Raw genomic sequence first — 25,617 nt, 5'->3', positions numbered from 1 at the left:
GTTATTTCTCCGACTCGTCTGTGCAAGCGTACTTTGCTTGATGTACACCTTCTGGGTTCAATGCTTTTTCGCGTGTTTCTGTTAATGGCTCTTCTAGCCACTTGATATCTGCATCTTCAATTTTATGCAAAATAACATATTCATCACGCTGCGAACCAATTGTGCCGTAATAATTAAAACCGTAACTCAGTTGTGCATAACCACCAATCATATGCGTGGGTTTAACGGTAATCCGTGTGACACTATTTAAAATACCGCCGCGTTTACCCGTTGTATTTGACCCAGGAACATTAACGTTTTTCTCTTGTGCGTGATACATCATCGCCATACCATCAGGAATACGCTGACTGACCACTACTCGCGCTACAGTCGCCCCGTTAATATTTAAAGCTTCAACCCAATCGTTATCTTCAATATTAGCTTTTTCTGCATCTGTTTCTGAAATCCATACATGAGGTCCACCGCGTGACAGCGTTAACATACGTAAATTGTCTTGGTAAGTACTGTGTATCCCCCATTTGCTATGGGGTGTAATCCAGTTTAATTTTAAATGCGGTTTATCACCAATTTTCTCGATCATTTCAGCGGTGGTTTGCATATCTACAGCAGGTTTGTATGTACAAAACTCTTCACCAAAATCACGCATCCATTGATGATCTTGATAAAAATGAGCTCGCCCCGTTAAGGTACGGAATGGAATATGCTCATGAATATTAGTATACCCTGCGTTATAGCTGACTTTTTCTGACTCAATGCCACTCCACGTTGGTGCGGTGATGATTTTACGTGGTTGCGCTTTAATATCACGGAAAGTGATTTTGTCATCTTCGCGTGACTTGGCTAAATGCGTATGATCTACACCTGTTTTTGTACTTAATGCTGCCCAAGATTTAACAGCAACTTCACCATTTGTTTCGGGTGCTAAGGCTAAAATAGCTTCACAGACATTAATATCTTCTTCTAAAGAGAGCATTCCTTTAGAAATACCTGCTTCTTTAATGGGATAGCAAATAGCTTTTAAAGATTCGTACTCTTTTTCAGTATTCCAGTCTATCCCTTTGATATTATTGCCTTGTTTATTTAATAAAGGCCCTAATGCTGTAAATTTCTTATAAGTATCAGCAAAATCACGCTGTACTACCTTAAGTAAAGGCATGGTTTTACCTGGAATAGGCTCACATTCGCCACGCTTCCAATCTTTAACGTCCATGGCTTGCGCTAATTCAGCAGGTGTATCATGTAATATAGGTAAAGCAACAAGGTCTTTTTGTGTACCTAAATGTTTTTCTGCCAAGACTGAAAAGCTTTTTGCAATGGTTTTAAAAATTTGCCAATCTGAACGTGACTCCCAGCCGGGGTCAACTGCTTGTGTTAGCGGGTGAATAAATGGATGCATATCCGTTGTATTTAAATCATTTTTCTCATACCAAGTTGCAGTAGGCAAAACAATATCCGAAAAAGCGCCCGTTGAATTTAAACGAAAGTTAATATCCACCATTAAATCCAATTTGGCAATCGGTGCATCTTTATGCCACGCAATTTCTACACCTTCGGCTTCAGGCAGCACATCTTGCATCACACTATTTTGTGCACCTAATAAATGCTTTAGAAAATACTCATGTCCTTTCGCACTGGAACCAATTAAATTAGCACGCCAGACAAATAAATTACGTGGGTGATTTTCAGGTGCATCAATATCTTCAGCAGCAAAAGCAATTTCTCCTGATTTTAATTTGCCGACCAAATAATCTGACACGCCTTTTTCATCTTTAGCACCTGATGCTTCAGCCTCTCTGACAATATCTAATGGGTTTTTATTAAAATGTGGTGCTGAAGGCAACCAACCAAGACGTTGTGAAACGACATTATAATCAGCTAAATTATGCCCTTTATAATGGCTCTGAGCGGTTGCGGATAACATGGCATCTGCTGATAATTTTTCATAACGCCATTGATCCGTATGAAAATAAAAGTAGGTTGTGCCATTCATGTGGCGTGGGGGTTTTTGCCAATCTAGGCCAAAGGCAATGGGTGCCCAGCCAGCTTGAGGTCGTAATTTTTCTTGACCTACATAATGACACCAGCCACCACCACTTTGACCAACACAGCCGCACATATGCAATAAATTCATAATGGCGCGGTAATGCATATCATTGTGGTACCAGTGGTTTAAACCAGCACCTAAAATGACCATGGATTTACCCATGGTCTTCGATGCGTTATCAGCAAATTCACGACCGCTGCGGATAATATCAGCCTGTTTTACACCTGTAATTTTCTCTGCCCAGGCGGGTGTGTTTGGAATGCTCGCATCATCATACCCTTTTGCTACCTCGCCACCTAAACCACGGTCAATACCATACTGTGCTAATTGCAAATCAAATACGGTGGCAACTAAAACGGCTTTACCATTTAGAGTGATTTTCTTAGTAGGAACATTGCGATGCATAGAGACATCAGCACCCGATTGAAAATCAGGCATCAAAACATCAACTATTCCATCATTCTCAAAAATCATACTTAAACGTGGCTTTGTATGACGGCGACCTTTTTTAGGTAATAAATTCCACTTGCCTTCTTCGCCCCAGCGAAAACCAACTGAACCATTTGGTGCAAAAACATCGCCTGTTTTTTCATCAATCACAACAGTTTTCCAGTCGGGGTTATTTTTCTCCCCTAAACTGTCATCAAAATCAGCTGCACGTATAAATCGTCCAGAAATATAGCTGCCTTCGTACTCATCTAAAATAACCAACATAGGTAAATCGGTATAAGTACGTGCATACTCTTCAAAATAAGGGTCTTGTTGGTCAACATGGAATTCTTTTAAAGCCACATGTCCCATTGCCAAGAAAATAGCAGCATCAGTGCCTTGTTTTGCGGGCATCCATAAATCCGCAAACTTTACATATTCTGCATAATCGGGTGAAATCGCGACAACTTTTGCACCCTTATAACGCACTTCTGAATAAAAATGTGCGTCAGGTGAGCGCGTCATCGGTAAATTCGCGCCAGCAACCACTAGATAGGTTGAGTTATACCAATCAGCCGACTCAGGGACATCAGTTTGTTCGCCCCAAGTTTGTGGTGAAGCCGGTGGTAAATCGCAGTACCAATCATAAAAAGATAAACAAGCGCCACCGATTAATGACAAATAGCGACTCCCTGCCGCATAACTAATCATCGACATCGCAGGAATCGGTGAAAATCCAGCAATGCGATCAGGACCATGGGCTTTTATAGTGTAAACATTAGAAGCCGCAATAATCTCTGAAACCTCATCCCAATCGACACGTACAAAGCCACCTAAACCACGAACTGCGGTATATTTTTCACGTTTTATTGGGTCTTCTTGAATAGCTGCCCATGCTTCTACGGGATCTTTACCTGTCGCTCGCTCATCCCTATATAAAGAAACTAAACGTTCACGAATCAGAGGATATTTAACCCGTAAAGGGCTGTACAAATACCATGAAAAACTTGCGCCACGGGGACAGCCGCGCGGCTCATGATTTGGCATATCGGGGCGAGTGCGAGGATAATCGGTGGCTTGCATTTCAAAAGCAACCAAGCCATTTTTAACATGGATATTCCATGAACAGCTTCCAGTACAGTTTACGCCATGCGTTGAACGCACGACTTTATCAAAACGCCAGCGATTACGGTATCCATCTTCCCATTGGCGATCTTCATTGGTCACAACGCCATGATCACCCGAAAATTTACTTTGAACTTTTTTGAAAAAGTTAAGACGGTCTAAAAAATGACTCATCGTGTTTTTCTCCTGTTATTAATTTTTATAACATTGGGGCGCAGGTCTTTAGCCTGCTTTTGCAATAACTGCAGGCTAAAGACCTGCGCCCCATTCTTTATATTAGATTTTCTAATGTCCCATAAAACCTTAAATCTGCATCACTCAAGTTAGCTTTAACTGCATTATTCTTAATATATTCATAAACAACATGAAAGTGTTTTTCATCCCGAAGAGCTTTATCAAAATAAGACTTTTCCCAAAAATGCCCTTTTCTTGATAAATGTTGATTAATATAAAAAGCAGTGGCTCCTTTTATTTTTTGCATTACCACGCTTAAGGCTTGTTTTTGTTGAAATAACAAATGCACGTGATTTGGCATAATACTGACTGCATATAACTGGTAATATTCTGGTTCTAATTTTTTTATATAACCCATCGTCAAAGTTAAAATTTCACCCTTCAAATAACAACCTTTATTCGATAAATCACAATATTCATCAATTTTCATCTGCTTTTCAGAAGCACTTAAATTAGGATTTCCATGAATACCCAGTAAATAAGCATCAACACTGTCTTGTGTCCGAAAAGTAACAAACTGATAAGTATTTAATTCACTGTAATGATGCAAAGCCTTTCTTGTCATTGACCTAACCAAAGCAATTCAAAAAATATAGAGGGGCTGGCTTCAGCCTGATTTTTCAATAACTGCAGGCTAAAGGCCTGCGCCCCAATCTTTTTATGGGTTATAAAACTCACCCTCTTTACGCAAGTAAAACCACCAGTTAATCATAATGCAAACGATATAAAAGGCTGCAAAACCATAGAGTGCTATTTCAGGTGTGGTCGCTTTGATTTGTTCGCCAAAAACTTTAGGAATATAAAATGCACCATAGGCAGCAACCGCTGAGGTCCAGCCTAATACAGGGCCTGCTTGTTCTTTGGGGAAAATCATCGCAATGGAGCGGAAAGTTGAGCCGTTACCAATGCCTGTTGCTGCAAATAAAACTAGAAATAAAATAAAGAATTCTACAAAATAATCTTCTGGTGTTGCTGAGTTATAAGCCGCCTTCATATAGTATGCAACACCGACAGCACTGATAACCATAATAAAAGAGACTATATGAGTAACCCAAGCACCACCAAACTTATCAGCAATCATGCCGCCGACAGGGCGAATTAATGCCCCAATAAAAGGCCCCATCCATGCATACATTAAGGCGCTTGGACCATTTGGGTTAGCTATATCATGATTCATAACACCATCGACTAAAATATGCTGATAGCCAAAAATCACTTTAATTGCTAATGGAAAACAAGCGGCAAAACCAATAAAAGAGCCAAAGGTCATGGTATAAATAATACTCATCACCCAAGTATGCTTATTATCAAAAATTTTATATTGGCGATCTAAGCTTTGACCAATCTGTCCGGGAATAATTTTTAACAAAGAAACAGTTAAAGCAATAACAATAAATAAGGCAATTTCTTTAGGCACATGAAAGCCAGAACCATGTACTGATTCGGGTAACATAAGCCATAAGCCAAAAATTGAACTAGCAAAAGCAATAAGTAGCATGCCTGACATAATACCAAAACTAACAAAAGGGTGCTGTTCGTTAGGAGAAACTTCTTCAGTACGGATATTATGCATTCCAAACCAGCTAAAAAAGGCTAAAGGAATTAAAAATAGTAACCAGATAAATCCTGCGTTTTGAATATAGGTTTCAGTGCCAGCCGGTATTTTTCCGATCAAGGTCCCGGAGCTAGAGAGTAAAGTCATGGGATCGCCTCCCAATGCCCCAAATATACCAACGGTCATAGAGAGAGGGATCAGTATTTGCATCGTAGTAACGCCAAAGTTACCTAAACCTGCATTTAAGCCTAACGCCAAACCTTGTACTTTTTTCGGGAAGAAAAAACTAATATTTGACATTGATGAAGCAAAATTACCGCCACCAAAACCAGATAATAGCGCTAATACTTGAAATACCCAAAAAGGAGTATTTTGATCTTGTAACGCAATACCCGTGCCTAATGCTGGGAGCATTAATAGGGCTGTGGTAAAAAAAATAGTATTACGCCCACCACATAAGCGAATAAAAAAACTACTTGGGATTCTTAGTGTTGCGCCTGTTAATCCAGCGATTGCCATTAATGTAAATAACTGAGATTTTTCATAGGGAAAACCCAAGTTCAGCATTTGTACAGTGATAATTCCCCAATATAACCAAACAGCAAAGCCACATAATAAACTAGGAATAGATATCCATAAATTTCGATTAGCAATCACCTTACCTTCTGCCTCCCAGAAGTCAGAGTCCTCTACATCCCATTTTTTAATATCAACCATTGTAGTTACCTCTCAAATTAGAAAATTATCTTATAAATACTACACCTTAATTTTAAATAAATCCGGTTGTTATTGAGATTTAATAATTCTGTAACATTATGATATATAAGAATAACTTAGTATTTTACTGGGTTATTTAACCTTATAATATTAATTTATAAGGTTTTTATAGATGATAAAAAATCTCTCACCTAAAATAGCTACATTTAATTCACTAAAAAACATGAGTAAATTATCTTTTTCTATATTAGGAATGAATATTGGGCCGGCACTCAGTGAGGTCTTATTTCTGAGTTAGAGTGCATTAATTTTAAATAGTTGAATAAATGATGTATCTTTTTGCGGTTAGGGGGCTGATTTTTACCATTGTAAAAACTAACCCCTGCAAGCCCATATTTTACGCCTATTACCTATATTATAGGTATGCTTAATGAGCTGCTCTCAATCATTCTTGTGCTCATTTTAAATTATCCAGATTTCAATTATCAATTCTCGGATTTTTTGTATTGTGCCGGATATTCCTCGGTTCAAGGTAATCAATACCTTGCCAAGTGTACGGCTCTTTAATCAAAATTACTTTAGTTTGGTTTTATGTTAAGAGAGCAATTCAGAATTTAGGTGGTATTAGCTTTTTGTAATATGATATTTCTATGTGATGTAGTGTCTTTTGTTTAAGACTAGACTATGCACAGTTAATGGATAACTTGAACATTATGGTTATAAAATACTTATCACAATCATAAACGGAGATAAATAATGGATACCACGATTATTCTGCTCGACCGAGCACACTTTGCATTCAACATCATATTTCATTACCTGTTCCCTCAATTGACCATGGGTTTGGCCGCTCTGATTCTGCTTTTTAAAAGTATGGCTCTATGGAAGCATGATGAAGCATATAACCGAGCAGCACGTTTCTGGATCAAGATATTTGCCATTAACTTTGTCTTCGGTGTGGTTACTGGTATTCCCATGGAATTTCTATTCGGGACTAATTGGGCAGAATTTTCACGTAGAACGGGTGGCGTGATTGGTAGCCTTCTGGCAATGGAGGGGCTTTTTGCTTTTCTTATGGAATCAGCCTTTCTAGGCTTGTTACTATTTGCAGAGCAACGACTTGGCCCACGAGGACACTGGTTTGCAGCGTTTATGGTGTGTTTTGGCACTTGGTTGTCAGGCTTTTTTATTCTTGCTACCAATGCCTGGATGCAACACCCCGTTGCTTATACTGTATCTAGCGATGGGGTGTATTCGCTTAACAGTCTGTGGGGGTTACTCACTAATCCCTGGCTGTTTTGGCAATACCTGCACAATATGAATGCCACACTGATTACCGCTTCGTTTGTCGTAACGGCGGTGGGTGCTTACTATCTATTAGCAGGTAAACACCTTGAATCAGCACGGCTCTTTATACGCAATGGCGTTATGGTTGCTACCATCGCCACTATTTTACAAATATTTCCCTTTGGTCATGGTGAGGCTAGGCAAGTTTTTTTGCATCAACCTATTAAAGCGGCAGCGATGGAGGGAATTTTCCAAACCCAAAAAGGTGCACCTTTAATTATTTTGGGGCAACCGAATATGCACACTGAGACTTTAGATAATCCACTGGTGATTCCTTATCTAGATAGCCTGATGATGACGGGTAAACTGGATGGGGAATTACAAGGTTTAGATGATTTCCCTAAAGAAGACTGGCCAGATGCTGTGCCCTTAGTCTTTTACAGTTTTCACGCTATGGTTATTCTGGGCATGTTATTTGCTAGTATTATGCTACTGTCGGCTTGGTTATTGTGGCGTAAACAATTGTTTGAATCGCGCTGGATGCTATGGGTATTAATGTTAAGTGCGCCATTGCCCTACTTTGCTACGATAGCAGGCTGGATGACAACAGAAATTGGCCGGCAGCCTTGGTTAGTCTATGGCCTGATGCGTACAGTTGAAGGGGCATCACCCCACGTTAGCTCAGGTAATGTATTATTCACCTTATTGGGTTTCGTACTCTTATATATGCTGATGGGGCTGCTTTTTCTTATGCTGGTTCTACGGCTTATTAATATTGGCCCTGCGACTATTGAGAATAACTCTTAGAGGATATGGTTATGGAAACATTATGGTTTATTATAATAGGTGTATTATTGACCTTATTTGTTGTACTGGATGGGTTTGATTTTGGTACTGGCATTATTTACCCTTGGGTCGCTAAAAACAATACTGAGCGTAGAACGGTTTTAAGCGCGATTGGTCCTATCTGGGATGGTAATGAAGTATGGCTCATTATAGGCGGTGGCGTATTATTCTTTGCCTTCCCAACAGCTTATGCATCTATATTTAGTGGCTATTACCTCGCCTTGATGCTGTTATTATGGTTATTGATGTTTCGTGGGTTATCCATGGAGCTGCGCTCACAGCTCCCTAACCCTTTATGGCATAGTTTTTGGGATGCTTTGTTAGTCATAGGCAGCGTTTCTATTACGCTGGTGCTCGGTGTTGCATTAGGTAACGTATTGCGTGGCGTTCCACTGGAAGCAGATGGATTTTTCTTCTTGCCCTTATGGACAGATTTTATGACCGGCGAGTACCCAGGTATTCTTGACTGGTATACACTCTTAACTGGCGCATTTGCTATCGTACTTTTTAGCGTACATGGTGCTAATTTTATTGCCTTAAAAACTGAGCAAGCCATTCAACAGCGCGCCCGTCATATCGCGCGTAAAGGTAACTACTTAATTGCTTTGTTCATGCTTGTGTTGCCGTTGGCAACGCATATCGTGCAGCCCTTTTTTATTCAGAATTATAGTGTGTATTCGATAGGGGTATTATTGCCAATACTGGCAGGGGCTGCTTTACTCGCTATGTTTGTCACACGCAGCAAAGAAAATGATTTATACGCCTTTGCCGCTTCTGCCGCCTTTATGGTGCTATTGTTACTCAGTGTCGCCTTTAGTATTTATCCTAATATGCTGATTGCAACGACCCACTCGATGCATAACCTGACGATTTATAATACAGCTACTTCGGAATATGCTTTACGTACAGGGATTATCTGGTTTTCTATCGGTGCGCCACTAGCGGTTGTTTACACACTTTATATGTACCGCTCATTTCGCGGTAAAGTGGTATTGTCCGATGATGAAGAAGGGTATTAAGTCTGTATTTATCATTATCTAAATCTTTTTAGTCACCGATTAAAGACAGAATATTGAAGTGAAAAATTCTATTTTTCACTTCAAGGTTTCCAATACCAAAGTTTATTGCTGTGTAAGTCCGTTCAATAGATCTATTGGAAAGGCGATAGCCTGCTATGGCAATGAGGTTGACTCAAGAGTCACTCTTGGAGGTTATTATTTGTAGTGTCAATCATTCCGGTAACTCATTGATAAGAATCAGCCTGCATTGATTTGTAGGGACTATCGGACTCCTCTTGGTTCCTTTACTTATTCGGGGGTATATATGATACCGCTGAAGTTAGAGGAGTCCATATTATCATCCTACGACATTTTTTATACCCGCTTAAAATGAGAATTTACGCGCGTTGCATACAAGTTATGCCCCTGCCACTATATGATAAATACCTTTAAATCGTGATTTTTTTGTATTTAATACGGGTTGGGTTGTCGGCATCTGTACCTAGACGTTTATGACGATCTTTTTCGTAATCTTCATAGTTACCTTCAAACCAGACCACTTGACTATCACCTTCAAATGCCAGCATGTGTGTAGCGATTCGATCTAAAAACCAGCGGTCATGCGAAATAACTACGGCACAACCAGGAAAGGCTAGCAAGGCTTCTTCTAAAGCACGTAAGGTTTCAACATCTAAATCGTTGGTTGGCTCATCGAGTAATAAAACATTACCACCGCTACGTAATAGCTTGGCTAAATGTACACGATTACGTTCACCACCCGATAAATCACCAATACGTTTTTGTTGGTCACCGCCTTTAAAATTAAAGCGGCCACAATAGGAACGTGATGGCGTTTCATAAGTGCCTACGGTGATTAAATCTAAGCCATCAGAGATTTCCTCCCAGACGGTTTTGTTATCATCAAGGTCATCTCTAGATTGATCAACGTGTGAAAGTTGTACGGTCGAACCTAATTTAATCTCACCTGAATCAGCTTGTTCTACGCCTGACATCATACGGAATAGGGTGGTTTTACCAGCACCGTTAGGACCGATAATGCCGACAATGCCACCAGGGGGTAATTTAAAGCTTAAGTCATTGACTAATAAACGCTCACCGAAACCTTTGTTAACGTGTTCCACATCAATAACGACATCACCTAAACGAGGGCCAGGTGGAATAAATATTTCCTGGGTTTCGTTACGTTTTTGTGCTTCTTGTGACGACATTTCATCAAAACGCGCTAAACGCGCTTTACTTTTTGCATGACGGCCTTTGGTATTAGAGCGTACCCATTCCAATTCAGCTTGCATCGCTTTTTGGCGTGAACTTTCTTGTTTTTCCTCTTGGGCTAAACGGTTTTGTTTTTGCTCTAACCAAGAAGAGTAATTACCTTCCCAAGGAATACCTTGGCCACGATCCAGTTCTAAAATCCAGCCGGCAACATTATCTAGAAAATATCTATCGTGAGTAACAGCAACGACAGTACCAGGGTAGTCATGTAAAAATCGCTCTAGCCATGCCACTGATTCTGCATCTAAATGGTTGGTCGGTTCATCGAGTAAGAGCATATCGGGCTTTGATAGCAATAAGCGACAAAGAGCGACACGACGCTTTTCACCGCCGGATAGTTTGGCAACATCCGCATCCCAAGGAGGAAGGCGTAAAGCATCCGCGGCTACTTCTAATTCGCGCTCTAATTCCCAAGCATTAGCGGCTTCAATTTTTTCTTGTAATTCGGCTTGCTCAGCCAATAGCGCATCAAAGTCAGCATCAGGTTCTGCAAATGCATCATTGACAGCATTATAGCGTTTTACAATTTGTTGTATTTCACCTAATCCTTCTTCGACATTACCACGTACATCTTTTGTAGGGTCAAGCTGGGGTTCTTGCGCAAGATAGCCGATGTTAATACCTTTCATAGGAATGGCTTCACCCTCAATTTCTTTGTCAACGCCTGCCATAATGCGGAGTAGAGTTGATTTACCAGAGCCGTTAAGACCTAATACACCGATTTTTGCGCCAGGGAAAAAAGATAAAGAAATATCTTTTAAGATGAATTTTTTGGGTGGGACAATTTTGCCCACTCGATTCATAGAAAATATATATTGTGCCATGTTGGTTTTATGAATTCCTATAAGAAAATGTTGGACTATTATAGCGTTGTTTAAGGAAGTTTTGCAGGTTGAGTAAAGACATAATCCGTGCCGCTAGCCGCTTGATGACAATCAAAACAAGCTTGAGCTGATGAGCTATCTTTGCCATGTGGAGTTAGCTCTAAACCTGTCCAGCGTGCAAATCCCCAGCCACCCGTTGCTGCATATTTTTTTGCATCCCTGACCATGATTTCTGCATGCACAAAGTCACCAGGTACAGTGGCTGCTTGCCATGTGGGTAAGGTTTCGTTTTTCCAGACCAATTTTGCGAGAATAGCACCTTTAGGCCAGTTTATTTTTTTAATGCCTGCGCGTGCCGCTTTGATTGCGATGGCATTACCTAAAATAGCGCGTTGGGTATTGTTGTCATTACGTAGAGAAGTACCAATAATTCGCCAGTTTGTCAGGTGTTTAGGGTATTCGATATTATTAGCAGCTGCGATTTCTTGTTTGGCATAACTGATTTGAGGGAGGCAGATTAAACTTGATAATAGTAGTAAGTGAGATACTTTTTTCATGTTGTGTATTTCTTGTGTGGTTTATAAAGTGAGGGAGTTAAAAATAGGTACGATACTTGTTTATATCATGATAGGGGTAGCAGGTCTTTAGCTGGTATTTTGTGTTCTTTAGTTTAGCTGTTTACTTTTTGCTAAAAGATTAATGAGTGTGCAGGCGGTCTGTGCAAAGTCATCACCAAAAGCAATGACACCATCTTCGTGGCCTAGCATGGTAAATAGGGAGTGTTGTTGAAGTTGTTCCGATTGAAATAGTTGGTTGACAGCTTCAGCCATTTCGGGTGTGCCATAGGCAATATTCGCAAGCGTATGTGGCAGTTCTAAGGCTTGAGTTGCCTGCCATATCTCAGTGCTATGTGCGTGAATGACGCAGTTAATCTTTTTACTTTGAGCGTACACGCTAGCATGAGTTAATGCTTCTGATGATGGCTGGCAAGGGCCGGAGGAATCAACCTGATTGCGTGCTAAGTCAACTTTTTCTATAAGGCAGTAATGTTGCGCGTGGAGGTGACTTATACCGCCTGTCTGTGTGCCGCTGATAATAAATTGCTCGCCTGTTAAGCGCTGGCTAATATTGCCATAACCATAGCCCTTATAACGTGCCGGATTTTGACCAATTAAGTCTAATTTATATAAGAGGCAGCGCCAACTATTCATCGTAGCAAGAGGCCAGTCGGAATTTGCCGCTGTTTGCTTGTAGTTTAAGTGGTATTTGATAACACCTTCAGTTTCTTGCATAAGCAGGTACAAATAATGTAACGAAAATTCTGGTACAAATTAAAGAGTTAATAAAAGGCTCTTTTGAAAAGTGAGTGGGTAAATTATAATTAACAATCCTAATAAGCCACCTGAGTTTGTTTTTCATGATAACAGAATTATTTCAACAAGCACTCCATATTAATTCACCTTGGTTGATTAAATCTATTGATTTTAATGCTGAAGAAAAGCGACTTGATATACAAATAGACTTTAAGCGAGGAAGTACTTTTGAAGACCCTGATGCCGGTGATGATGAAGTAAAAGAGTATAAGGCATACGATACCGTTCAAAAAAACTGGCAGCATTTGAATTTTTTCGAACATGAATGTCATCTACATGCACGCGTTCCCAGAATTAAACGTGATGATGGAAAGGTTCGACTCATACCCACCCCTTGGGAAGGCAAGGTGTCAGGATTTACGCTACTGTTTGAAGCGTTATTAATTCAATTATGCAAAGCCATGCCGGTTCACAATGTGAGTGACCTGACGGGTGTCTCCGATCATAAAATATGGCGGGTATTGGATACCTACATTGAGCTAGCCAAGATGGATGAGGACTACAGTGATATAAGCCTCCTAGGAATGGATGAAACCTCCATTGCCAAAGGGCATGACTACATTACTCTATTTGTTGACCTGGAAGAGAGAAAAACACTGCACATTAGTGCAGGCAAAGATCATAAAACGGTTGTTGATTTTGTGGAAGTATTAGAAGCCAAACAGGGTGATAGGAGTGCAATCAAACAAGTGAGTTGCGATATGTCTCCTGCCTTTATTAAAGGTGTTAAAGAAAACATGCCCGAGGCAGAAATTACCTTTGATAAGTTTCATATCATAAAACTTATCAATGAAGCCGTTGACCAGGTGCGTAGAGAAGAAGGGAGTTACACACCCATACTTAAGGGAAATCGTTATATTTTCTTGAAAAACGAGTCTAATTTAACTGAAAAACAAAAAATAATAAAAGAGGAGTTAAGCATGGCAAAACTTAACTTAAAATCTGTCCGAGCCCTACAAATTCGTGAAGCATTTCAACAGATTTATGTTGCCGAAAGCACAGAGAAATTTGAAGGCTTACTTAATAACTGGTATTACTGGGCTACTCACAGTCAGCTGGCTCCCATTGTAAAAGTAGCTAAGACAATCAAGAGGCATTGGGATGGAATTGTCAGCTGGAAAAAGAGCCAAATCAATAATGGTATTTTGGAGGGGTTAAACTCGGTTTTACAGGCAGCAAAAAGAAAAGCGAGAGGATATAAAATGCAGCACTTCAAAACAATCGCTTATTTATTAACGGGGAAATTAGACTTTTCTAAAATAAATGCTAATTGCTTACCCACTTAAAATTCAAAAGAGCCTAATAAAAACCAGCTTTAATCAGCAATTTATTGTAAAATTGGCGGTTTTCTAATAGTTATGCCACATTTTTTAGATTCTAGCAAAATAAGTTACTATGCGATGTCCTTTTTGTACTGCCCAAGATACTAGAGTTATTGACTCTCGCTTAGCGAATGAGGGTGATCAAGTGCGACGTAGGCGTGAATGCGTGGCCTGTAAAGAGCGCTTTACCACTTATGAGGTCACTGAGTTTAATTTGCCTAGAGTCATTAAACGCGATGGGCTGCGTGAGCCTTTTAATGAACGTAAATTGCGTGCTGGTATTTTAAGGGCATTAGAAAAGCGTCCTGTTACTAGTGATCAGATTGAAGCAGCAGTTATTCGAATTAAAAAAGAGTTAAATGCTAAAGGTGATCGAGAGGTCGCTGCCTTAGAAATTGGCGAACAAGTTATGAAAGAATTAATTGCTTTAGATCATGTGGCTTTTGTGCGTTTTGCTTCTGTTTATAGAAGCTTTCAGGATGTCAGTGAATTTACCGATATGATTGCTGATTTACAAAAGAAATAATGGCTAAGCAACAAGCAGAACAAGATAGCTTATTTATGGCGCGTGCGTTGTATTTAGCTAAAAAAGGGCGATATACCACCAAGCCAAACCCTCGTGTTGGCTGTGTTATCGTTAAAGGTAATGAAATTATTGCTGAAGGTTGGCATATGCGTGCTGGGCAAGGGCATGCTGAAGTTGAGGCATTAAAAAATACTCAAGAGGGGCAAGGCGCTACCGCGTATGTGACTTTAGAGCCGTGTAGTCATTATGGGCGCACGCCACCTTGTGCTGAGGCTTTAATTAAAGCGGGTGTGGCGCGTGTCGTGATTGCTATGCAAGACCCTAACCCTTTAGTGGCAGGGAAGGGCGTTGCTTTATTAAAGCAAGCAGGTATTGATGTTATTTGTGGTGTATTAGAGTCAGAGGCACAAGCACTTAATCGAGGCTTTATTACACGTATGACGATGGCTAAACCCTATGTTATCAGTAAGATGGCAATGAGTTTAGACGGGCGTACGGCGATGGCTTCGGGTGAAAGTAAATGGATTACTGCGCCACAAGCTAGGCACGATGTGCAAAAGTTACGGGCAGCGAGTTGTTGTGTGCTAACAGGCGTGGATACTGTTTTAGCAGATGATCCGAGCATGAATGTACGCTTGGAGGGTGTTGATGTCGTGCAGCCTTTACGCGTTGTTTTGGATTCTCAATTACGCACACCAATTAGCGCGAAATTATTGACTTTAGCGGGTCGTACATTGATTTTAACGAGTTCTGAGGAGAAATATAAAATTGAGGCGCTGACTCAGGCTGGTGCAGAAGTTTACGTAATTCATGCTGGAATGCAAGGGCGTTTAGATTTGAATGCAGTTTTATTGTTTTTAGCAGAGCAGCAGGTGAATCAGGTCTTAATTGAGGCAGGCAGTGTCTTAAATGGTGCTTTGATGGAGCAAAATTTAATTGATGAATGTATCGTTTATATGGCTCCCTGTCTGCTCGGTTCTAGTGGTCGCGGTTTGTTTGATATGCCAGACATTACCGTTATGGCAGATAAGAAAAATTTAACACTATTAGAGGCACGTAAAGTAGGTGTGGATTTAAGACTTCAATATAAGGTACAAACATAATATGTTTACAGGCATTATTTTAGCGGTGGGTAAAATAACCCAGATTGAACAAAAAGCAGGCGATGTACGTCTATCTATTGATACCGGCAAGTTATCTTTAGTGGACGCGGCTTTAGGTGACAGTATTGCTGTAAATGGAGTATGTTTAACAGCGATTGAGTTAAGTGCGCATGGCTTTGTTGCTGATGTGTCTAATGAAACTTTAGCCCGTACTAACTTAAAACTCGCAGCGAGTGGCACGCCGGTTAATTTGGAATTGGCATTAACACCGCAAACGCGATTAGGTGGACATATCGTCAGTGGTCATGTTGATGGTTTAGCGGTGCTATTAGAAAAAAAACCGGATGGTCGTTCTATTCGTTTTAAATTTAAAGCACCTAATGAATTGGCAAAGTATATTGCTGAGAAAGGGTCTATTTGTATTAATGGCATTAGCTTGACCGTAAATAAGGTTGATGGGGCGGTATTTAGCGTCAATATTGTGCCCCATACTTTAAAAGAGACAACTTTGGGTAATATTGAGGTTAATGATAAGGTGAATATAGAGGTTGATTTACTAGCACGTTACATGGAACGTTTAATGAAAGGCGAGGCTGCAGCAACTTGTACTGCGGGTGTGACAACAGAATTATTAAGAGAAAGTGGGTTTATTTAGTAGATGAATACAACTGAGGAAATTATTGAAGATATACGCCAGGGAAAAATGGTCGTGATCATGGATGATGAAGACCGTGAAAATGAAGGCGATTTAATTATGGCGGCTGGGTTAGTACGCGCTGCTGATATTAATTTTATGGCGCGCTATGGCCGTGGCTTGATTTGTTTAACTTTAACAGGCGAACGTTGTCAACAATTACGTTTACCTCTCATGGTGAATGATAATAATGCCGCTTTTGCGACTAATTTTACCGTTTCTATAGAAGCGGCTGAAGGGGTTACGACAGGCATATCGGCAGCTGATCGTGCAAAAACGATATTAAGTGCCGTTGCTAAAGATGCTAAAGCAGAAGATGTGGTGCAGCCTGGGCATATTTTTCCGTTACGAGCACGTGATGGAGGTGTCTTAAATCGCGCTGGACATACTGAAGCAGGGTGTGATTTGGCGCGTTTAGCTGGGCTAGAGCCTGCATCTGTGATTGTTGAGGTCTTAAATGAAGATGGCTCGATGGCTAGACGCCCTGATCTTGAAGTTTTTGCTAAAGAGCATGAACTTAAGATCGGTACGATTGCAGATTTGATTCAATATCGTACTAAGAATGAAGCTACATTAGAGCGAATTAGTGAATGTGCTTTACCAACAGAATTTGGTGATTTTCGTTTATATGCCTATCAAGATCGTAATGATGGCAATATTCACTTGGCTATTGTGATGGGAGATGTTGCGAATGATGAACCGGTTTTAGTTCGAGTGCATGCACGTAATTTAATGGATGATATTTTTTCTTCAACACGTAGTGACTGTAAAATGCCAGTGCGTGATGCAATGAAGCATATTGCTGAGGAAGGTCGTGGTGTTTTGGTATTGATTCGTCAAGAAGAAAATAATAAAGCATTAGCTGAACTCGTACACCAATATCAATTGCAAGATAATGGGGTGATTAACCCTGTTGTAGCAGAAAAAACAGGGGAATGGCGCACGACGGGAACGGGTTCGCAAATACTTGCGGATTTAGGCGTGCATAAAATCACTGTTTTAGGTGAACAAAAAACTTATTTTGGGCTTTCTGGGTTTAATTTAGAGTTAGTGGAAAGTAGCGAATAAAATTAACAAATAGTAGGGCGGGCTTTAGTTCGCTCTACGTTATAGTTTATACATTTAAAAGAGGCAACTATGTCAGCAGTAAAAACAGTAGAAGGTAATTTTTTAGCACAAGGCGGTAAATATTGTATTGTTGCGTCACGTTTTAATAGCTTTATTGTTGAGCAATTAGAAAATGGTGCCATCGATGCTTTAGTACGCCATGGGGTTAACAAAGAAGATATTACTGTCGTTAAAGCCCCTGGTGCGTATGAGTTACCTATGGTTGTGCAGCGTATTGCTGCCAGTAAGAAATATGATGCCATTATCACTGTCGGTGCGGTGATTCGGGGTGCTACACCTCATTTTGATTATGTTTCAGGTGAGTGCGTTAAAGGTATTGCGCAAATTTCTTTACAGTATGATATTCCCGTTAGCTTTGGCGTATTAACGGTTGATAGTATTGAGCAAGCTATTGAACGTGCGGGGACTAAGGCGGGTAACAATGGTGCTTCAGCTGCCTTATCAGCGATTGAAATGGTTACTTTATTTAAAAATTTGGACGCTTAATGAGTTCTGCAAAAACAAAAGCGAGACAATGTGCGGTACAAGCTTTGTATCAATGGCAAATGACTGGCACAGATTTAAGCACGATTGCGCGTCAATTCGCTGAAGATCAACGCTTAAAAAATGCGCAAAAAAGTTATTTTACGGATTTATTTCATGGTATTCCTAAGGATCTGGATAAAATCGATTTTGCCATGAAAGATTTTATTGATCGTGCAGTAAACGATATAGATCCGGTAGAGCGCGCTATTTTAAGAATTGGTGTGTATGAGTTGTTGCATAAGCCAGAAACACCTTATCGCGTCATTATTAATGAAGGTGTGGAATTAGCAAAATACTTTGGTGCGGATGGTAGTCATCGCTATGTCAATGGCGTATTGGATAAAGTTGCACAAATTCAGCGTAAGCTAGAAATTGAAGCAAAGCTAAAGAAAAGTTAGGGAAAATAACCCAATGTTTGTTTGTAAACATCTGTAGGGCGTGGTTTCAGCCCGCCTTTAGAGTAGGTGGCTTAGCGGGCTAAAGCTACGCCCTACAGTTTTTATTTCCTAGCAACTCTAAACTTGAAAAAGAAAGCAAATGAAAAATAAAGTTAAGTTTGGTACTAGCGGTATTCGTGGCTTAGTCAGTGATATGACAGATAAAGTCTGTTATGCCTATACTTTGTCTTTTTTACATTATTTACAGTCTATTGATGCTATTCAGGTTGGGCAAGCAGTGGGTGTCGGTGGCGATTTACGCAAGAGTACACCACGCATTATGAATGCGGTTGCTGCTGCTGTGGTTGATGCCGGTTATACAGTGGTTAATTGCGGTCTTTTACCTACGCCTGCTATAGCGCTGTATGGTATTGCGCATAAGATTGCGACCGTAATGGTGACGGGTAGTCATATTCCTGAAGATCGTAATGGTATTAAATTTAACAAACCTGACGGTGAAGTACTAAAAGACGATGAGCAAGGAATTTTGGCTCAAAATCCAGTACTCAATGATGCTTTATTTGATGGTAAAGAAAGCTTGTTAGCGAGTGATTATTTACCGGCGGTTAATACGACTGCAGAACAACAATATATTGCGCGCTATTTAGACTTTTTCCCTGAAAATAGCTTGGCAGGCTTAAAATTAGGCGTTTATCAGCACTCTTCAGTTGCCCGTGATCTCTTACCAAAGATTTTGTCAGAATTAGGTGCTGAAGTCATCTCTTTAGGGCGTTCTGATACCTTTATTTCCGTCGATACCGAAGCCATTCGTCCAGAAGATGTCATTTTAGCTAAGCAATGGTCGGCTGAGTTTGGCCTTGATTGTATTATTTCCACCGATGGCGATGCCGATAGACCTTTAGTCAGTGACGAACATGGCGAATGGTTACGCGGTGATATTGCCGGTATTTTAGTTGCACGTTTTTTACAAGCAGAGGCAGTAGTAACCCCCGTTAGTAGTAATAGCGCTGTCGAAAAGTGCGCTCAATTTGCACTGGTAAAGCGTACTAAAATAGGCTCCCCTTTTGTTATTTCTGCTATGCAAGCGATGACCAGTCAAACCAGTGTAGTGGGTTATGAAGCGAATGGTGGCTTTTTACAAAATACCCCCATTCAATTAAATAACAAAACACTCGCTGCTTTACCAACACGCGATGCGGTGATTGTGCCGTTATGTTTATTGTTGCAAGCGAAACAACTAGGGTGCTCAATTTCGGCATTGCTGAAAACCTTGCCACCACGATTTACTTATAGTGACCGCATTAAAAATTTTCCAAGTAAATTAAGCCAGTCTATTTTAGGGCAAATGCAAACTGGCGAATTGACCCAAGATGCTGCTGTGCTAACACAATTATTTGCGGGAAAAATAGAGCGAGCCGTTGCTTTTGATTACACCGATGGCGTACGTATCACTTTAGCTAATGATGAGGTAGTGCATTTTCGAGGTTCAGGTAATGCGCCTGAATTACGCTGTTATACTGAAGCTGATAGCGATAGTCGTGCGGAAGCATTAAATCAGCTATGTATAAAACAAATGCATGAGTGGAAGCCTTAGATTATATAAACTCTTACACCCTTTTAATTCAATTTATAGTGATTCTCAGTGAATAGAAAGATAACTCCACCTAAAAATTACTTTTCCTTTTTTTCTACATTGCCTTGGCGTGGCATTATGGCCGTTGGGCTTATATTGCTGGTGTTAGTTGGGCTGGTCTTACTGGTTCAAACGGCAGGTAGCAGTGCTGAAGAGGTAGAACTTGCTGATATTTTTGCTGTTCTTACTTTAATAATGATTCCTTGTGTTAGTGTCTTTGCTGTACTGGTAGCACTGGAGAAATATGCTGGAATTTCTTGTTTGAGAGGTGTTGAAGCGGTTGGTAAATATACCTTAATGGGCTTAGATTGGCTTTATGTAACGGTTCAAGGCTGGTTCGGTATAGAAGTCAAAAAAACAAATCGCCACGTTGATAGACCTAGTAAGGGCACCAAAAAGACAAAGGGGGGGCAAGAGAAGTTTTCTCGTGTTAAGCCGGTAATAAAAAGCACTGCCAGTGAAATAGTTGAACCTGTTTTTTCTGAGGCTATGCTAGCAGAAGATTTAAATAATGAACGTGTGTTCAATTTTGAACCGGTTCATTCCCAAGATCCCCTAGCGGAAGAACAGCAAAACCCTATCGCTATGGATTCTGCTGATCCTGCGACTAATAAAAACCAAATGGATCAACAGGAAGATAGTGTTAAAGAGGTAGATAGCTCTCTTGTAACTGACAACCTTCATTCTGAGACGAAAATTTCTACTGAAAAGCAAGCAAGAGAAACGACTAATTTCAGTGATACTCCGGAAGTGATCGACTTTGATAGTGATTTGAAGTCGTTTTTCCAAGATAAGCAGGGCGAGGCTGCAGATATGGCTCCACTGGTTAATGTCCCTATGGCTGATGCTGAAGCGTTATTTGATAGGTCGGGGCTTGAAAACACTGAAGCTACAGAAGAGGAACAAGAAGAGGATATTTCTTTAGCTGAGAACATGGCTCATGATAATAAACCAGAGTTAAGCCCTTCAATCGCTGAAATTATGGCAAACCTATCGACATATACGCCAGCGAATCAAACACCAGATAAACCATTAGCTGAAGATGTGGAGTCTATAGAAAATGAAATAACTAAAGCGCAGCCAAAGCGTTCTATTGCTGAAATTATGGCTACTGCAACACATCTTGCAACCGAGAGTATAGAGAATAAAAATACTTTAGCTAAACAAGAAGCTGCGCGCTTGATTGCTAGTTTCGCCAATAATGCTGCCAAGCCTGATTTTAATAAGCCCCAATATATTTTACCGGATCTTGAGTTATTAGATGAACATCAGCAATCTATTCATTCCTATACAAAAGATGAACTCGAAGAAATGTCAGACTCAGTGGAGCGGGTACTACTCGACTATAAAATTTCAGTAGAAGTCGTTGGTGCCTATCCAGGGCCTATTATTACCCGTTTTGAGCTTTCTTTAGCACCGGGCATTAAAGTGAGTCGAGTGACCGGGTTAGCAAAAGATTTAGCACGCGCTATGCTTGTAACCAGTGTTCGGGTCGTAGAAATTATTGAAGGTACGCCTTTTATTGGCTTAGAAATCCCTAATCAAGAGAGAGAATTAGTTTCTTTCCGTGAAATCCTAAGTTCAGAAGAATTTCAGCAGGCTAAATCCCCCTTAACTCTGGCTTTAGGTAAGGATGTTTCAGGCGATGCTGTGGTTGCTGATTTGGCGAAAATGCCGCATTTATTGGTGGCTGGGACGACTGGCTCAGGTAAATCGGTGGCGATTAATACAATGATCTTAAGCATGTTATTTAAGGCAACGCCTGAGCAAGTGCGTATGATTATGGTTGACCCAAAGATGTTAGAGCTGTCTATTTACGAGGGGATTCCACATTTATTAACGCCAGTAGTAACGGATATGAAAGAGGCGCAAAATGCTTTACGCTGGGCGGTAGCGGAAATGGAGCGTCGGTATAAATTAATGGCGAAAGTAGGCGTTAGGAATCTAGCTGGGTTTAATCAGAAGATTGAAGAGGCGGCAGCAAAGGGGGAAACGATTCGTGACCCTTTATATCAATTAGTTGACCCTTTGGAAGAAGGGCAAACCTTCCCAGTACTATCAACCCTGCCAAGTATCGTTATTATTATTGACGAATTAGCGGATATGATGATGATCGTCGGTAAAAAAGTTGAGGAATTAATTGCACGCTTGGCTCAAAAAGCACGTGCGGCAGGAATTCATTTGATTTTAGCAACTCAGCGCCCTTCCGTTGATGTCTTAACCGGTTTAATTAAAGCCAATGTGCCGACGCGTATTTCATTTCAGGTTTCATCACGCATAGATTCGCGTACTATTTTAGATCAAGGAGGGGCAGAAGCTCTGCTAGGGAATGGTGATATGCTTTATTTACCCTCAGGTACCAGTGTACCGACTCGTTCTCATGGGGCTTTTGTTGATGATCATGAAGTACATGCTGTGGTTGATTTCTTGAAATCTTTGGGGGGGGCAAACTACCTGGATGAAATCACTAAAGATGAATCCGTAGAGACCACAAGTAATCATGAGGCCGCAGGTGATGAAGTAGATGCTTTATATGCTGATGCTGTAAGCTTTGTTATGGATTCTGGGAAAGCTTCTATTTCTAGTGTACAACGGCGATTTAAAGTGGGTTATAATCGCGCAGCTAGAATGATTGATCAAATGGAAGAGGAAAATATTATCAGTGAACCTGAAGGTAATGGTAGCCGAAGGGTTTTGAATAAAGATTAATAATTTTTAAATTTTTAAAGAATAGTGAATAAAAACATATGTTAAAAGATTATATACAGCTTTGTTGGTTCAAAGGTGAACCACATGATTTACCAGTTGATAGGAAGTTTTTATGGATTAACATAAGCTTATACTTATTATTTGGCTTATTTATTCAAGCGAATATCAGTGATCCTATTGAAGCTTTTTTACAGGTTTTTCTTGAAATATTGATTACGCTGATTTTTATGTCTGTTATTGTGCTTAAAAAAGATGAAGGGTTTTACAATTTTGAGCGATTTTTAACGGCTATATTAGTTTGTGAAAATTTTATTTATGTTTTAGGCCTGCCTTTAGCTTTTTGGTTTATTTTTGCTAAAGGCTCAGCCGTGGAAACCTATCCTATTTATATTGCTGGTTTTTTGGTTTTTTGGTCTCTAGCGATTATTGCTTACCTTTTGAAAGAGTTGTTTGAATTTAGTTGGCAAATAAGTACGAGCTTGTCTATTCTTTATTTCCTATTAACTTATTTAGGGTCTTTGGGGCTTTTATTAGCAATAGGTATATAAGGAATAGAGTGCATCGTTTGTGCATTGTGTTACCTAGCGCAGGTCTTGATTACTTTCCTTTCATTACCTAAACATCGCATTTCTACGGTCGCTATGGCCTAGTTTTCTAGATAAAAACCACATTTGATATATTGATGTCATCCACATATAAGCAAATGAAATGCCTAATCCTGCTCCGCCTATAATGACTAGCCAAGCAAAGTGAGGACTAAGCTTTGTTAACCACCATGATGAAATATCCATCAGTAAAAATAAGAATGGCATGATAATGGCTGCATATTTAATTGATTTATGATGGTTTATGGTTGTTAAAGCAAAAATTCCACCTACAAACATAAAAATAAAACTGATACCAAAAAGATGGATATGCGATATACGCGTTAAAGAAGCATATGAAATACCATGATCCTGCACCGTTAGTTTTTTGATAGCTGCAAAGTCTTTGAAATTAGGTAAAGAACTTGCATGTTCGTTATGGCACATAATGCAATCTTGTTCGATAATAGGTTTTATCTCTTGTTCAAATTCTGCCTTTGGAGCATCATCACGTACCCATTGGATAATTTTAAATCGGTCAGTCTCTGAGGCATTCATTTTCATTGAGCCATTTAGTTTTTTTTCTAAAACGGTACCTGAACGATTACCATAATAGCTGTAAACAATATCTTCTATTGATAGGCCTATTTTGCCATCCGCCATACCATGCGTAAATAATATCTGAATAAGAGCCATAATGTACCCTATGGCAACAGCCGATAAATAACCAGTAAATAGCAGTTTAAACGGTGTAGCTATATTACCAAGGTTAAGAGGATGTACGGGTCTTTCTGTAGAGGTTTTATTCATAGCTTGGCAATACGTGGTTTAAATAGTTAGATGTAAAGATCGAGCATTTAATTCTAGGGCGCTTTCGTGCATTGCTTCCGATAAAGTTGGGTGTGCGTGTATAGTGCGTGCTAAATCTTCCGCTGTGGCTGAGAACTCCATTGCTAACACGGCTTCGGCAATCAGTTCGGAAGCGAGATGGCCGATAATATGTACACCTAAAATAAGTTCAGTTTCAGCGTGCATAATGACTTTTACCATCCCCTCTGTACGACCCATAATTTGTGCGCGGCTTGTGGCACTAAAAGGGAAGCTACTGATTTTTATATTTTCACCTATAGCAAGTAAATCTTGTTCTGATTGCCCTACCCAAGCAATTTCAGGATCCGTATAGATAACATTTGGAATGGTATGATAATTAATAGGGGAGTGCTGGCCAGCAATATGCTCTGCGACGAAAATCCCTTCTTCAATACCTTTGTGCGCTAACATCGGGCCAGATAAAGTTAAATCACCTATGGCATAAACTCCCGGTAATGTTGAACAACAATTGTTATCAACGAGCACAAAACCTTCTTCATCTAACAATAAATCAGCTGAGGGGGCAATTAATATTTCTGTATTCGGTTTGCGCCCTGAAGCCACAACTAACTTATCAAAGGAACACTGATGGCGGCCTTGTTTGTCTTCATATTCTACAATGACTTCTTGTTCAATGATGCGCGTGGAAATAACGCGAGAAGCTAAGCGTATATCTAGCCCCTGCTGAGTATAAAGTTTAAATGCTTCATCTGCTATTTCATGGTCGGCCATGCTCATAAAGGAATCTTGGGCTTCAAATAGGATAACTTTTGCCCCCAGTTTATTCCAAATGCCAGCTAAGCCTATGCCTATGGCGCCTGCGCCGATAATGCCTAGCGTTTTAGGTATGCTTGATAAATTTAATGCGCTTTGATGGTCAATAATTAATTTATTATCTATTGGTGCAAAACTGAGTTGTGTGGAGCTAGAACCTGCGGCAAGAATTATTTTATTCGCTGTAATAACTTGAGGTATACCCCCGTTAATAGGTGTGATTTCTACTCGATTCGGGTTGATTAATTGCGCATGCGCATAAATAGACTCTACTTTATTGTCGATAAAAATCTTTTCAATCTGCTGATTTAAAGCATTAACAATGGCTTCTTTACGTTGTTGCATGCGTGGAATATCAGCTTGAATGTTACTTGCACTAATACCATGATCAGCAATATTATGATTTAGTTTATGAAATAATTTGGCAGATTCTAATAAGGCAACGGCAGAAATACAGCCGCTATTTACATAGTTACCCCCTAAGCAATGCTGCTTTTTTTTATTAGCTAAGTTATCAATGCACGCTGTTTTTAAACCTAACTGTACCGCACGGGTTGCTGCAACATAACCCGCAGGTCCCGCACCTATAACAATGACATCATAATCATTTTTTGTATTTGACATAA

20 protein-coding genes are annotated in these 25,617 nt (G+C 40.0%); 12 read left to right on the top strand and 8 right to left on the bottom strand.

Features of this window, described 5'->3' with window-relative positions; genetic code table 11:
• Window position 1 precedes the first annotated feature (1 nt).
• The 3 genes from BQ7314_RS15405 to BQ7314_RS15395 all read right to left on the bottom strand — a co-directional run bounded on the left by BQ7314_RS15405 (window position 2) and on the right by BQ7314_RS15395 (window position 6,104).
• Window positions 2–3,772: a nitrate reductase subunit alpha gene (locus tag BQ7314_RS15405; protein WP_174484572.1), complete on the bottom strand. Its 3,771-nt coding sequence runs from the start codon at window positions 3,770–3,772 to the stop codon at window positions 2–4.
• Window positions 3,773–3,869: 97 nt separating this feature from the next.
• On the bottom strand, window positions 3,870–4,397 hold the full coding sequence (locus BQ7314_RS15400; protein WP_174484571.1) for a transposase: 528 nt from the start codon (window positions 4,395–4,397) through the stop codon (window positions 3,870–3,872).
• 93 nt (window positions 4,398–4,490) lie between these two features.
• Window positions 4,491–6,104: an MFS transporter gene (locus BQ7314_RS15395; protein WP_174484570.1), complete on the bottom strand. Its 1,614-nt coding sequence runs from the start codon at window positions 6,102–6,104 to the stop codon at window positions 4,491–4,493.
• 756 nt (window positions 6,105–6,860) lie between these two features.
• On the opposite strand from BQ7314_RS15395, the gene BQ7314_RS15390 reads away from it, so the two are divergent.
• Both BQ7314_RS15390 and cydB read left to right on the top strand, forming a co-directional pair.
• The gene (locus tag BQ7314_RS15390; protein ID WP_174484569.1) at window positions 6,861–8,198 is read left to right on the top strand and encodes a cytochrome ubiquinol oxidase subunit I; all 1,338 of its coding nucleotides are present in this window, start codon (window positions 6,861–6,863) and stop codon (window positions 8,196–8,198) included.
• 11 nt (window positions 8,199–8,209) lie between these two features.
• Window positions 8,210–9,256 carry a cytochrome d ubiquinol oxidase subunit II gene (gene cydB, locus BQ7314_RS15385; protein WP_174484568.1) on the top strand — a complete coding sequence of 349 codons (1,047 nt, stop codon included), beginning with the start codon at window positions 8,210–8,212 and terminating at the stop codon, window positions 9,254–9,256.
• 428 nt (window positions 9,257–9,684) lie between these two features.
• On the opposite strand, the gene ettA is transcribed toward cydB, so the two are convergent.
• From ettA to BQ7314_RS15370, 3 genes are all read right to left on the bottom strand, one after another.
• Window positions 9,685–11,352 (bottom strand): energy-dependent translational throttle protein EttA, encoded by a 1,668-nt coding sequence (ettA, locus tag BQ7314_RS15380; RefSeq protein WP_174484567.1) that lies wholly within the window; start codon window positions 11,350–11,352, stop codon window positions 9,685–9,687.
• Window positions 11,353–11,402: 50 nt separating this feature from the next.
• A complete protein-coding gene (locus BQ7314_RS15375; protein WP_174484566.1) occupies window positions 11,403–11,909 on the bottom strand; it encodes a cytochrome P460 family protein in 507 nt (168 codons plus the stop codon).
• Between the two features lie 108 nt (window positions 11,910–12,017).
• The gene (locus tag BQ7314_RS15370) at window positions 12,018–12,644 is read right to left on the bottom strand and encodes a class II aldolase/adducin family protein (protein WP_174484565.1); all 627 of its coding nucleotides are present in this window, start codon (window positions 12,642–12,644) and stop codon (window positions 12,018–12,020) included.
• A gap of 125 nt (window positions 12,645–12,769) precedes the next feature.
• Here BQ7314_RS15370 and BQ7314_RS15365 point away from each other — a divergent pair, with 125 nt between their 5' ends.
• The 10 genes from BQ7314_RS15365 to BQ7314_RS15320 all read left to right on the top strand — a co-directional run bounded on the left by BQ7314_RS15365 (window position 12,770) and on the right by BQ7314_RS15320 (window position 23,311).
• Complete coding sequence (locus tag BQ7314_RS15365) at window positions 12,770–14,011, top strand: ISL3 family transposase (RefSeq protein ID WP_245395004.1); 1,242 nt, start codon at window positions 12,770–12,772, stop codon at window positions 14,009–14,011.
• Between the two features lie 109 nt (window positions 14,012–14,120).
• Window positions 14,121–14,573 (top strand): transcriptional regulator NrdR, encoded by a 453-nt coding sequence (gene nrdR, locus BQ7314_RS15360; RefSeq protein WP_174484564.1) that lies wholly within the window; start codon window positions 14,121–14,123, stop codon window positions 14,571–14,573.
• Window positions 14,573–15,676, top strand: a complete 1,104-nt coding sequence (gene ribD / locus BQ7314_RS15355; RefSeq protein WP_174484563.1) for a bifunctional diaminohydroxyphosphoribosylaminopyrimidine deaminase/5-amino-6-(5-phosphoribosylamino)uracil reductase RibD — start codon at window positions 14,573–14,575, stop codon at window positions 15,674–15,676. Before nrdR ends, ribD begins: the two co-directional genes overlap by 1 nt.
• A gap of 1 nt (window position 15,677) precedes the next feature.
• A complete protein-coding gene (locus BQ7314_RS15350; protein ID WP_174484562.1) occupies window positions 15,678–16,331 on the top strand; it encodes a riboflavin synthase in 654 nt (217 codons plus the stop codon).
• Window positions 16,332–16,334: 3 nt separating this feature from the next.
• Window positions 16,335–17,438, top strand: coding sequence for a bifunctional 3,4-dihydroxy-2-butanone-4-phosphate synthase/GTP cyclohydrolase II (gene ribBA, locus BQ7314_RS15345; protein WP_174484561.1), 1,104 nt, complete (start codon window positions 16,335–16,337; stop codon window positions 17,436–17,438).
• 69 nt (window positions 17,439–17,507) lie between these two features.
• A complete protein-coding gene (ribH, locus tag BQ7314_RS15340; RefSeq protein ID WP_174484560.1) occupies window positions 17,508–17,984 on the top strand; it encodes a 6,7-dimethyl-8-ribityllumazine synthase in 477 nt (158 codons plus the stop codon).
• On the top strand, window positions 17,984–18,421 hold the full coding sequence (nusB, locus tag BQ7314_RS15335; protein WP_174484559.1) for a transcription antitermination factor NusB: 438 nt from the start codon (window positions 17,984–17,986) through the stop codon (window positions 18,419–18,421). Before ribH ends, nusB begins: the two co-directional genes overlap by 1 nt.
• 139 nt (window positions 18,422–18,560) lie before the next feature.
• On the top strand, window positions 18,561–20,015 hold the full coding sequence (locus BQ7314_RS15330; RefSeq protein WP_174484558.1) for a phosphomannomutase: 1,455 nt from the start codon (window positions 18,561–18,563) through the stop codon (window positions 20,013–20,015).
• A 48-nt stretch (window positions 20,016–20,063) separates the two neighbouring features.
• Window positions 20,064–22,763: a DNA translocase FtsK gene (locus BQ7314_RS15325; RefSeq protein WP_245395026.1), complete on the top strand. Its 2,700-nt coding sequence runs from the start codon at window positions 20,064–20,066 to the stop codon at window positions 22,761–22,763.
• Between the two features lie 38 nt (window positions 22,764–22,801).
• Entirely contained in the window at window positions 22,802–23,311 is a 510-nt protein-coding gene (locus BQ7314_RS15320) for a hypothetical protein (RefSeq protein WP_174484557.1), read from the top strand.
• 63 nt (window positions 23,312–23,374) lie between these two features.
• Here the strand turns inward: BQ7314_RS15320 and BQ7314_RS15315 are convergent, their stop codons facing one another.
• Window positions 23,375–24,157, bottom strand: coding sequence for an elongation factor-1 alpha (locus BQ7314_RS15315; protein WP_174484556.1), 783 nt, complete (start codon window positions 24,155–24,157; stop codon window positions 23,375–23,377).
• Window positions 24,158–24,175: 18 nt separating this feature from the next.
• A complete protein-coding gene (lpdA, locus tag BQ7314_RS15310; RefSeq protein ID WP_174484555.1) occupies window positions 24,176–25,615 on the bottom strand; it encodes a dihydrolipoyl dehydrogenase in 1,440 nt (479 codons plus the stop codon).
• Window positions 25,616–25,617: the final 2 nt, after the last annotated feature.

This window comes from methanotrophic endosymbiont of Bathymodiolus puteoserpentis (Logatchev) (assembly GCF_900128525.1).
Taxonomy (GTDB): Bacteria; Pseudomonadota; Gammaproteobacteria; order Methylococcales; family Methylomonadaceae; genus Methyloprofundus.
This window is presented reverse-complemented; position numbering and strand designations above follow the sequence as displayed.